This is a genomic window from uncultured Campylobacter sp. (genome assembly GCF_938045595.1).
Lineage (GTDB): Bacteria > Campylobacterota > Campylobacteria > Campylobacterales > Campylobacteraceae > Campylobacter_B.
This window is the reverse complement of sequence record NZ_CALIBB010000174.1, coordinates 1-10,825: the sequence shown is the minus strand read 5'-3', so window position 1 is coordinate 10,825 and position 10,825 is coordinate 1. Positions and strand designations below refer to the sequence as shown.

Sequence of the window (10,825 nt, the reverse complement as noted above, 5' to 3'; positions counted from 1 at the left end):
GTGGCATCAAAGATTTAAAGATACGGGGAGTATGAAGGCTTAGAGCGAATTTGCTTGAGCTAATGCGCTAAAGCCTAAAATTTAAGCTCATTCTCGCTGAAAGCAAGAAAGTTTGCACTTAAAAATTCCGCCTGCATTTGAAAGCTCTATCGTTACTTAAAGCAAGGCGTGCTAAAATTTTATTTTGTAAAGCTCGCGTGAAATGTTTATAAAACGAATAGATCGAAATTTGCGCCATAAAATTTTAAAATTTGCAGGCGGGTTTAAGGCGCGGAATTTAAAATTTTATCGCTACGTAATTTTAAAATTTAGCCCTAAATTTGCAGCTAGCGCATTTTAAATTTTAAAATTTTACGGCTTGGAATTTTAAAATTTTGAACTTTGCAAAATTTCGTCCATAAATCCGTCATTAAATTTTAAATTTAGCTCCCACTTCATTTGCCACGCGTAAGCTTTTTGGGAATTTAGCTATAAGGCGCGCCATAAGTTCGCGATAAAACCGCGTAGTATCTGCCAAGATGAATTCTGTATAAATTAAAGTAGCGGCTTGCTAAAACAGAATTTCTCGCTTTACGGAGACGATCTTTGGCTCGTAAATTTAAAAAGACGGGCCATAAGGCTGCGGCGAGATGAGATTAGAATTTTATCCTCGAAGGCTCCATCGGCTTGCTGTAGAAGTAGCCTTGCATATATTTAATCCCCATCTCTTCTAAGATGATTGAAATTTCGTGGTTTTCTACGTATTCGGCGATGAGCTCGTAGCCCTGCTTGCGCGCGAAGTTAGCGATAGTTTCGACGATAGCGCGCGAGTTTTTGTCGTTTGCGATATTTTTGATGAGCGCTCCGTCGATCTTTATGTAATCCACATCGAGCGTTAAAATTCTATAGTAGTTGGAGTATCCGCTGCCAAAATCGTCTATCGCGACCTTGCAGCCGTAGTTTTTGGCTACGGCGATGAAGCTGCGTAGGCTCTCGTAATCGTCAAATTCCTCGCTCTCTAAAATTTCAATAAATAAATTTGAAGCGTTTGGGCTGGATGCGAGCTTGCGCTCTAAAAGCTCTTTGATGCCTTCGTTTGCGATGTCAAAATATGAAAGATTTATGCTAAAGCAAGTCCCTGCGAAGCGGTCTAGCAAGCGAAAGGCTTCGTTTATTACGACCTGAGTTAGCGGGATGTAGAGCGAGGCTTGCTTTGCGATGTCGATAAACTCACCCGGGCAGCGCGTCTTGCCCGAACGATCGATTAGGCGGATTAGAATTTCATATACTAACGGGACATAATCACCGCCCTCGGTGCCGTAGGTGTTACCACTAGGATCGCGGTGGGTGATATCAAATATGGGCTGAACAAGCACAAAGACTTGATTTTTCTTGATCGCATTTTGAATGGTGTTGATCATAATCTGGTTTTGAAGATATTTTTCCTCAATCGCATTTGGGCGCGAATAAAAGCCCACGTGCTCGTTTTTGCTCTGCGCCTCATACATCGCCATAACCGCCTGAAAGACCCTATTTGCGCCGCCCGCTACGTCTGCACGCTCGCTCACGCCCATCGTGATATTTAAAGGCGCGGAGGCAAAGCCCTCGGTCGTATGGAGATTAAAAACTTTATCGGTGAAATATTTGTTTATGATCTCCACATCGCGCGCGACATTTAGTCCCTCGTAAAATAGGCAAAACTCATCCGATTGGATGCGAAAGATACTGGCTTTGATCTCGTGCGATTCGATACACATCGCAAGCGTGCGCGCAAAGGAGCGCAGAATTTCATTCGTCGTCTCCGCCTTGTAAAAAAGTCGCAAATTTGCAAAATTTACGATAGTGATGTAGATCGCTACGCCCGTTTTTTCTGCGTTTATTAGCTCATATAGCGCTGCTTCGTTGCCCTGGCCCGTAAGATGATCGATATAGACTTGATTGTTTAAGCTCTCCTTCGCGTTCGCAAGAGCTAGCTTCATAATCTCGCGCTCGCCGATGTCATGAGCGTAAAGCGCATATAGCGGCGGCTTGGATGCGGTGGCGATATTTGATAGCCTTAGGCTCACATCGGCTAGCTCGCCGTTTTTGCGAAGCAGGCGCGTATCTTTGGCGCTTTTATTTACCATCGCAGGAAGTTCGATCCCTTTATCTTTGGGCATCAAAACTCCAAGATCGCTTCCTTCCAGCTCGCTTTGTTCGTAGCCGCTTAAGCTAAGCGCGCTTTTATTAGCGTATAAAATTTTAAAGCTCTGATCTGCTAAAACTATCGCTTCGCCTGCCTTCTCGCATAACGCGCGATAGGGCGCGAGGGCGCGTTTACTACGCAAAGCATCGGAATTTATGATGTAAGTAAGCAGTAAAAACGACAAAAACACCGCCGTGTAAAGCATCGTCATTTGCATAAACGAGCCGTAAAATTCCTCGCTAGCGTAAGAAAATCGCTCGCGCAGGCTTGCGAAGCGCTCGTTGAGCAACGAGAGATTATCGCTTACGATGATATTTTGACGCTCGAAATTCCTTAAAATTTGCCGCGCGATTCCTATAAACGCAGCTTCGTCTGGGCTTGACGCATCCGCGCTTTCTAGCGCGCTTTTTAAAGCAGAGATTTCGGAGCGATTTTTATAGTTAAGCCCTAAAATTTGAGAGTAGAGATTTGCTCTTTGCGCATTTGCGCCACTGGATAGAAATTTTTGCTGCAGACTTTGGAAAAGGATTAAATTCTGCGAATTTAAAGCCCCAAGCTCGTCCAAAAGTGAAATTTTATCGCTAAAAGCGCTTCCGATCGCGCGCACATCGCTGCTAAGTCCGATTTTATCGATGATTTTGTCTTTTTGCAGAGCTTGCAGCACCTGATAGATGCCGCGCATATCGGCATTTGCGATCGAAAAGTCCCTTCTTGCGATCTTTGCATCAAATAATATATTTAAGCGGTTATCGGCGTTATCGATCAAAGCTAGCTCGCGCGAAATCGTGCTAAATCTCGCTACATCTCTTAGCGACGAGAAATAATTCCCGGCGATGATTATGCCTAATATCATAATCCCCACCATCAAAGTCCACATTATCTTATCTTTCATCCTGCGCCTCCGTCATCTCGCCCTTAAGTGTAGCTAAAAAGCTCATCAAAGCATCAAGCTCCCCATCGCTAAGATCGTATTTTAGCAGATCCTTTGCGATCTGCCGCACCGCAAGACGCAAATCCGTCTGCCCGTTTACGTAAGGAGCGGTTTGCGTGATATTGCGCAAGCTAGGCACGCGGCGCAGCTCAAATCCATCGGAAGTGAGCCTATGCCTAGGCACATCCTCCTCTTCCGCGTTTGGGCGAATTTTAGTAAAGCTGCCGGTGCCTAGGCTAACGCCGTTATGACATGCCGAACACAGCTGCACAAAAAGCACATATCCGTTATATTCGGCATCATTTAGCTTAACCTCGCCGCGCAAAAATCGGTCAAATTTGGAATTTATCGCCGTTTTGGACTTTAAAAATTCCTTCAGCGCATCAATGAAGTTCGCCGTATTCGCCTCGCCGTAAGCACTTTCAAAAGCCTGCTTGTAGGCTAAATTCTTCCTAATAATCTCTAAAATTCTATCTTCGCTCGCATCAAGCTCGTTCTTGCTAAAAACCGACGCCGCGATCCGCGCTTCAAAGCCCGCGAAATTATAATCGCCTAAGTAACGATCAAAATAATAAGAATTTATTAGCGTAGGCACGCGTCCGTCGCGCACCGAAGCGCCCGAATCGTTTAGATAGAAGTTATGGCAGCTCTCGCAGGAGCGGCCTTTGCTGCTAAATCTTACATCGGTAAAAATTTTTGCGCCCAGCCGCGCCTTTTGTGGGTCATATTTAGGCATCTCAAGCGGCGAGAAAAGATTGCCGCAAAGCCCCAAAAGCGGCGCCAGGCTAAATATAAAACAGCTTAAAGCTCGCTTCGATCTCATCGCTTATCATCCCGCCTTTAGCCCGCTTTTTCAAAAGCTCCTCGATCTCGCGCTCACTAGCCTCCGCGCCGTCCATATGCAGGTGCCACGCGGCGTTTTGCACCGCTTCTTGCAGGCTGCGTTTTTGCTCGCGCCTCTCGGTTAAAATTTCGCTTTTAAACTTGATGTCGCGCGCCCCGAGCAGCGCCTCAAATTTTTCGGCGGCGCTAGCAAGTCTTTTGTGCCCTGTGCCAAAGCGCTCAAACAGCGGCGCCAGCATCGATGAATTGCGCTCGCTCGCCCAGTTTAGATAAATTTTTCGCTCGCCCAAAGCCAAAAACGCCTCAAAATCCTCCGTGCTTTTTAGCGCGGGGCTCATAGTAAGAAACGCGATGTCAAAAACTGCGGGAATTTTAAAATTTTCGCTCTCGCGGCTTTTGCTCGCAGCGTCTTTTAAATTTAAAGCCTGCGCTTCTTGAGTTTGCGAGTTTGAAATTTCGCTCTGCGAGCGCGGATAAATTTTAAAATTTTCGCCCGCTGCGTCTGCAAAACCATCGCGGCTCAGCCGCTCGTAAAACTCCGCAAAGCTTAAATTTAATACGTTTTGCAAGCTGATGCCAAACTCCTCCGCGCTGCGCCTTAGCTCGCGCAGCATCCCCTCCGAGCTATCGATCGCCGTCACTTTAGCGCCCAGCGACGCGAGATACAGCGAGTAAACCCCCGTACCGGCGCCCACGTCGAGCACGCTTTTGCCCGCAAAGCTCACCCCCCAGCCGCGCAGTATCTCAAACACCCGCTTGCCGAAATCCCCTAACTCGCCGCTAAATTTAGCGTAACTTTCGGACTTTTTATCCCAGCTATTTTCATCTGATTTTTCGCCGATTTTCTCCACCGCTCGCCTTTAAATTTTTTGTAATAATAGCAAAATTTGGCAATTTTTCCGAATTTGGGCTATAATAAATGCTTTCAAAATCTAGGCGAAAGGGCGTTCATGGCGGACGTGACGATAAGAAATTTAAACTTTGCTTACGAAAAACGCGAAATTTTAAAAGATATAAACTTAAACTACGAGCTGCGCGATTTTTTAGCGATTTTCGGGCCCAACGGCGGCGGCAAAAGCACCCTTTTAAAGCTGCTTTTGGGGCTATTGCGACCAAACTCGGGCACGATCGAAATTTTAGGCAGATCGCCCGCGCTTGCCAGGGCACAAATGGGCTACGTGCCGCAGTTTATAGCGATAAACAAAAGCTTTCCCATAAGCGTGCTCGAAGTCGTTTTAATGGGGCTGATAGATAAGAAAATTTTCGGCTTTTACTCTAAATCCGAGCGCGAGCAAGCCATGCAAGCCCTGGGGCGCGTAGGCATGCAAGACCTTGCAGACTGCCGTATCAGCGAGCTTAGCGGCGGTCAGAGACAGCGCGTTTACATCGCGCGGGCGCTGTGCGCGAAGGCTAAAATTTTACTTCTTGATGAGCCGCTAGCGAGCATCGACACGATGGGGCAGGTTCAAATTTACGAGCTTTTAAAATCCCTAAACGAGGGCGGCTGCGGCATAATTCTAATCAGCCACGACGTGCAGCTTGCGCTAAACTACGCAAACCGCGCGCTTTACGTCGCAAACGGCTCGGCACACACCCATGAGATCGATCCTGGAGGCAGGGCGGAATTTTTAGATCACTTGCGACGCGAACACGGGCACTTTTGTGCCGTCGATCTCGCTCTTAACGAATGCTGCTGCAAGGAGTGCGAAAATGGCTGAAATTTTATCTTATGATTTCATGCAAAACGCCCTACTCGGCGGACTTTTGGTCAGCATAGTCTGCGGCGTCGTGGGCTCTTTAGTCGTGATAAATCGCATGAGCTTCATAGCAGGGGGCATCGCGCACGGCGCATACGGCGGCATCGGCATCGCGCTATTTTTAGGCATCTCGCCAGTGCTGGGGGCTAGCGTATTTGCGCTATTTTTGGGGCTGCTCATCGCCTACGTCACGCTGCGAAATACCGAGCGCTTCGACGCCGTAATCGGCGCGATATGGGCGTTTGGAATGGCACTGGGGATAATATTTGCCGATCTTACGCCTGGATACAAATCCGATCTGATGAGCTTTTTATTCGGCTCGATCTTAGCTATAAATCACGAAAATTTAATCTTCATCGGCATTTGCGGCGCGGCATTTGCGGCGCTTACGGCGTGCTTTTACAGGCAGTTTTTAGCGATCAGCTTCGATAAGGAATTTGCCCTGCTGCGCGGAGTGAATACGAGCGTCTTTTACTACGTCCTCGTAGTGATGGCGAGCCTCGCGGTGGTCGCGTCGATTCAGATCGTGGGGCTAATCTTGGTGATCTCGCTGATGACGATCCCGCCCTTCATCGCCGAAAAAATTTCAAAAAGCCTAGGCTCGATGATGGCGATAAGCTGCGCGCTATCGGCGCTTTTCTGCGCGGCGGGGCTTGTTTTGAGCTTTAAGCTCAATCTAACCAGCGGCGCTTCGATAATCCTAGTCGCCTCGGTCTGCTTTTTCGCAAGCTCGATCTTTAGCAAACTTCGCGCCTAAAAGCCCGCCCAGCTCGCTAAGCAGGATGCCTGCGAGTATCAGCGCCGCGCCTAAAATTTGAAGCGCGCTTAGCTTCTCGCCGAAAGCATACCCCATAATGCCCGCGCTTACGGGCTCTAGCGCGAAAATGAGCACCGTTTTTATCTCGCTTACGCCGCGATTTTGCGCCATCGTTTGGATCACAAACGCCGCGACGGTGGCAAAGATCGAGGTCAAAACTAGCGCGAAAACGAAATCGAAGCTCGGCGAAAAGATCAAATTTCCAAGTACTTTTATCTCGCCTTCAAATTCCGCGTGAGGAGTGAAAACTGCGGCGATCAGCGCGCAGACGCAGACGCAGATAAACTGCACGATCACAAAGCCGTAGAGATTGCTTTTGCGCGCGCAGACGCCCGTAAATACGATGTGAAGCGCGTATGCAAACGCCGAAATCAGCGTCAACCGCTCGCCTATGCCAAATCCCACCGCGCCGCTTGCTCCGCTTAAAAAATACAGCCCCAAAAGCGCCACGACCGCACCGCCAAAGGCGCTCGCACCGACCTTTTTGCCGAAAAACGCAAGCATCAAAAAGGGCACGATGACGACATTTAGCCCCAAAATAAACGCCACTGTCGATGATAGCGCATAATCAAGCGCTATGGTCTGGCACGAAAAATCGCAAAATAGCATCAGCCCGCAAAATACGCCCCGCCCTATCGTGCCGCGGTCAAATTTGACGCCGAAGCGCAGGCAGGCGAGGTAGGTAAAAATGCTCGCCGCCAAAAAGCGCCAAAACAAAAAGCTAAAAACGTCGCCGCTATGCAGCGCGCGCTGAACCGGCACGAAGGTGCAGCCCCAAACAATCGCTACGAAAAGCAGTCCCAAATCCCACAGCCTGCTAGGCGGAACGGGGTTTTGCGCGCGGCTTTGCGCGGAACTAGAATTTTGCCCGAAACTCTGCGCGGAATTCGAGCTTTGCGTAGAATTTAAATTTTTTGCGGAGTTAGAATTCTGTGTAGTATTAGAATTTTGCGAAGCGCCGGGGCTTAGCGCGGAACCATAGTTAAAGCCCTGCGGTGCATGAGCGGAGCCGTGGCCCTTTGCAATGAGCTCGGTAAAATTTTTCTTTAAGCGTCGCGTATGAGCTGCATCAAGGCTTTTTGCGGGACTTAAATTTGGCTCGTCTACGACGCTTACACGGCTTAGCAAACTCGCGCTATTTGCGCCGCTATGAGTGGAATTTCCCATAAAATTTCGTTTGAAATTTCTTGCGGAATTTTCGCAAGGATTTATTGTGGGGGCTTTTGCGGAATTTAAAGCTTTATTTTCGGCGCAGTTCAGAATTTGCGCAGAGTTTAAATTTGGCACAAGAGCCGCGAAATTTAAAGCGGATTTTCTTTCAAGATTTTTGACGCGCAGGGCGGAATAGGGCGCGATGAGACTGTGCATGGCAAAACCGACCGAGGCACGATTGCGTGCGGCGAAACCAGCCGAAGTGGGATAAAATTTTAAATTTCGCACGCTGATAAAATTTAACCCGGCGGCCTCGTCTTGAAATTTGAAATTTCTTTTGAGGCAGAGAGCGGGAGCAAAATTTATCTTACCGCCGGGCGCTGTGTTCTTTGCGCGCTCGCACGCCTGATTTGAGATAAAATTTAAAGCGGGTTTTAAATTAAAATTTTCCGCGAGCTCCGAGATAGAATTTTTCATAAATTTAAAGTAAAATTTCGCCGAGATTTTAGTGCGGTCGCGCCTATCTGATCGTCTTTATGGCGTTTAAAATCGCGCCCGAGTTTTTGCGAAATTCCCTTTCATTTTTGCTTAAAAAATCGAAGCTTTCGTTGATGAAGGCGCTGCTAAATTCGCTACTAAAATCGTCTCCAGGCTCGCGTCCGACGGCACTTTTAAAGCTTTTAGCAAAGCTCGCGTCAGTTCCTAGTTCACGCGCCAAAGGGCGAATGATTTCGTAAATTTCATCAAAGGCGTTGGTGCGCAGATAGTGGCTGAATAGCACCTCGCCGCTCATTACCGCCTTAGTATCGGCTTCGGACATATCTTTTATTTTAGCAAGTACGAGCTTTTTAATCGGCTCTACGGCAAGACTTAGCTTCTTGCTCGCCAGCCTTTGCATATTCTGCACGGCGACGCTCTTTTTGCCTGCGCGTTCGGTAATGTAGCTAGGCAGATCAAGCTCGTAATCCTGCATGCCCGTGCGCTCGTATTCGCCCGCAGCGCGCTCGATCAGGGTGCTTAGCGAGCTTTTGAAATTTTCGCTATCGCCCACGTTTGCGCTGATGACTACGTCCAGCCCCTTTACGGCGACCTCTTCCCAGCTAGCAGTTGCAAATAGCGGCAATAAACAAAGGATTAATTTTTTAAGCAAAGTTTTTCCCCAATTAAAGATTGATTATTTTATTTCGAAAATTTTAATGTATAATCAACGCTTTTATAATACCAAAAGGGCTAAATATGGAGCTTTTACTCATCGCTTTCGCGCTTGCGATGGACAGCGTCGCGCTTAGCATCTCAAACGGCGCGAAATATCCGAATTTCAAATTTGCACAGATCGCGCGCGTCGCGTTTTTCTACGCGGCAGCTCAGTTTATAATGCCGCTTGCAGGCTACGCTTTGGGAATAAATTTCGTAAAATTTATCGCGCAGATCGATCACTTCGTCGCGTTTGGAATTTTATCGTTTTTGGGCATTAAGATGATCATTGAATCCCGCCGCGAGCAGGACGAGCCAGATCTTCGCCTAAGCACGAAGGAGCTGGTGCTGGGCGCGATCGCCACCAGCATCGATGCGATGGCCGTGGGCGTGACTTTTGCCTTTGGCGAGATAAACATCCTCTACGCCTGTTGCGTAATCGGGCTCGTCTGCTTCGCGCTGTGCGTCGCGGCGTGCTACGCAGGCAAGCTAACGGGCGAATACCTGCACTCAAAGGCGCTCGTTTTAGGCGGCGCGATTTTGATCCTAATCGGAGTTAAAATTTTGCTCTCGCACCTCGGCGTTATCGATATTTAGCGGCTTTTAAGTGCCGCTTTGCGATAATTTTTAAAACTAATCCGCAGGAGTAAAAATGAAAAATTTAATAAATTTAAGCGGCGGTGACCGCCTAAATTTGCGCGTAGAGGGTCAAATTTTGCTCAGCGAGAGTATCAAAAACGGCAAAACTAGGCAGACACAAAAGGAGTTTGTTAGTATAGACGAGGCGCAAAAAGCCTGCGTGAAAAAGGAGTGGGAGAGCCTGAAAAAAGGCTACGTCCTGCAAAACGGCGGCGCAAAAGCGGGTGAGGCGAGTTTGCACGTCTATATCGGCGGCGGATACACGGGTGCGCTGGCCTTTGCAAGCACGGAAGGCGAGCTTTTTGTCTATAAATGCGGCGGCTACAAAGAGGGCGGCGCGCTAGATGATTTTCTCATCAGGCTGGACGCGAGCGGCGCCGTAAAGCAGCAGATCGTCCTGCCAAAGCCGCTTGCATGGCAGGCTGAGCGTGCGGGCGAAATTTTACTTTTGGATTTGGATCATTTTATTTTCAAATTTGATCCAAAAACGGGCGAGTTTGCCGACCTTTCCAAAGAGCTAAATTTTAAAAGAAATAGAGAATTTACGAGCCGCGTTTGTGCTGCGGGCGCAGCGGGCGAGACGGCGGCGTTTGCGATGTTCGGTCAAATTTTTATTTTGCGAGACGGCGAAATTTCGCTTCTTACGCAATATAAGGCCGAAATGAAAAGCTCCACGCCGATATTTTGCATCGCGCTTAGTGCGGACGGCTCGCGACTGGCGCTTTGTTGCAAGCAAAACGAGATTCAAATTTTAAGCGCGCTTGACGGCTCTTGCGGCAAAATTTTAAGCGAGATAAAAGGGGCTCCGGCATTTTGGATAAAATTTGCTTTCTACCCGACGGCTCGCTGCTCGGCAAAGAGCGCCACTCGGATAAGCTAATCTGCCTTGACGCGGACGGCTCGCGGCTGGGGCCTGCGTGGCTACAGGGCGCTCGCGCGCAGGCGAGCGATTTTTGTCTGAGCGAGGACGGCTCGCGCCTTGCGATAATCAGCTATGGTAAGGCTCACATCGTTGATCTAAAAAGCGCAAATTTGACGCTTAGCTTTGAGCTGGAGCACGTCGTAAAGCGATGCGAGGCGAAATTTGAGAATTCAAACGGTAGCAAAAATTTGGCCGTGCGCACCGACTACGGCTGCTTTAGCCTATATCGCGTTTAAATTCCGTGAAATTTAAGCTGCAGGTGTAGGCTTCTACAGATTGCGCTTTTAAGGCGAGCGATCTCCTCTCGATCTTCTAATAGCGCGCCCGGTTTTGGGCCATTCGACACCCAAAGCGTAACGGCCTATATAAAATTGAATATCAGCGTTTCGATTGCGGCGGCGGCTTT

Annotated in this window: 10 protein-coding genes; 5 read left to right on the top strand and 5 right to left on the bottom strand. The window is 48.4% G+C overall.

Features of this window, described 5'->3' with window-relative positions:
* Positions 1 to 635 precede the first annotated feature (635 nt).
* Genes Q0340_RS07120 through Q0340_RS07110 form a run of 3 tightly spaced genes read right to left on the bottom strand, consistent with a single transcriptional unit; the run spans position 636 to position 4,789 of the window.
* Positions 636 to 3,056 (bottom strand): GGDEF domain-containing phosphodiesterase, encoded by a 2,421-nt coding sequence (locus Q0340_RS07120; RefSeq protein WP_298082735.1) that lies wholly within the window; start codon positions 3,054 to 3,056, stop codon positions 636 to 638.
* A complete protein-coding gene (locus tag Q0340_RS07115; RefSeq protein WP_298082734.1) occupies positions 3,046 to 3,918 on the bottom strand; it encodes a cytochrome c peroxidase in 873 nt (290 codons plus the stop codon). Before Q0340_RS07115 ends, Q0340_RS07120 begins: the two co-directional genes overlap by 11 nt.
* Entirely contained in the window at positions 3,881 to 4,789 is a 909-nt protein-coding gene (locus Q0340_RS07110; protein ID WP_298082733.1) for a class I SAM-dependent methyltransferase, read from the bottom strand. The genes Q0340_RS07115 and Q0340_RS07110 overlap by 38 nt, the downstream gene beginning before the upstream one ends.
* Positions 4,790 to 4,888: 99 nt before the next feature.
* Here Q0340_RS07110 and Q0340_RS07105 point away from each other — a divergent pair, with 99 nt between their 5' ends.
* Both Q0340_RS07105 and Q0340_RS07100 read left to right on the top strand, forming a co-directional pair.
* Positions 4,889 to 5,656, top strand: a complete 768-nt coding sequence (locus Q0340_RS07105) for an ABC transporter ATP-binding protein (RefSeq protein WP_298082732.1) — start codon at positions 4,889 to 4,891, stop codon at positions 5,654 to 5,656.
* Positions 5,649 to 6,452 carry a metal ABC transporter permease gene (locus tag Q0340_RS07100; protein WP_298082731.1) on the top strand — a complete coding sequence of 268 codons (804 nt, stop codon included), beginning with the start codon at positions 5,649 to 5,651 and terminating at the stop codon, positions 6,450 to 6,452. Before Q0340_RS07105 ends, Q0340_RS07100 begins: the two co-directional genes overlap by 8 nt.
* Here the strand turns inward: Q0340_RS07100 and Q0340_RS07095 are convergent.
* Both Q0340_RS07095 and Q0340_RS07090 read right to left on the bottom strand, forming a co-directional pair.
* Positions 6,396 to 8,141, bottom strand: a complete 1,746-nt coding sequence (locus Q0340_RS07095; RefSeq protein WP_298082730.1) for a DMT family transporter — start codon at positions 8,139 to 8,141, stop codon at positions 6,396 to 6,398. The genes Q0340_RS07100 and Q0340_RS07095 overlap by 57 nt on opposite strands.
* Positions 8,142 to 8,184: 43 nt before the next feature.
* Complete coding sequence (locus Q0340_RS07090) at positions 8,185 to 8,814, bottom strand: hypothetical protein (protein WP_298082729.1); 630 nt, start codon at positions 8,812 to 8,814, stop codon at positions 8,185 to 8,187.
* Between the two features lie 86 nt (positions 8,815 to 8,900).
* On the opposite strand from Q0340_RS07090, the gene Q0340_RS07085 reads away from it, so the two are divergent.
* Genes Q0340_RS07085 through Q0340_RS07075 form a run of 3 tightly spaced genes read left to right on the top strand, consistent with a single transcriptional unit; the run spans position 8,901 to position 10,655 of the window.
* Positions 8,901 to 9,455 (top strand): manganese efflux pump MntP family protein, encoded by a 555-nt coding sequence (locus tag Q0340_RS07085; protein WP_298082728.1) that lies wholly within the window; start codon positions 8,901 to 8,903, stop codon positions 9,453 to 9,455.
* 55 nt (positions 9,456 to 9,510) lie between these two features.
* Positions 9,511 to 10,377, top strand: coding sequence for a hypothetical protein (locus tag Q0340_RS07080; protein ID WP_298082727.1), 867 nt, complete (start codon positions 9,511 to 9,513; stop codon positions 10,375 to 10,377).
* Positions 10,311 to 10,655 carry a hypothetical protein gene (locus tag Q0340_RS07075; RefSeq protein WP_297902984.1) on the top strand — a complete coding sequence of 115 codons (345 nt, stop codon included), beginning with the start codon at positions 10,311 to 10,313 and terminating at the stop codon, positions 10,653 to 10,655. The genes Q0340_RS07080 and Q0340_RS07075 overlap by 67 nt, the downstream gene beginning before the upstream one ends.
* The last annotated feature ends 170 nt before the right edge of the window (positions 10,656 to 10,825 follow it).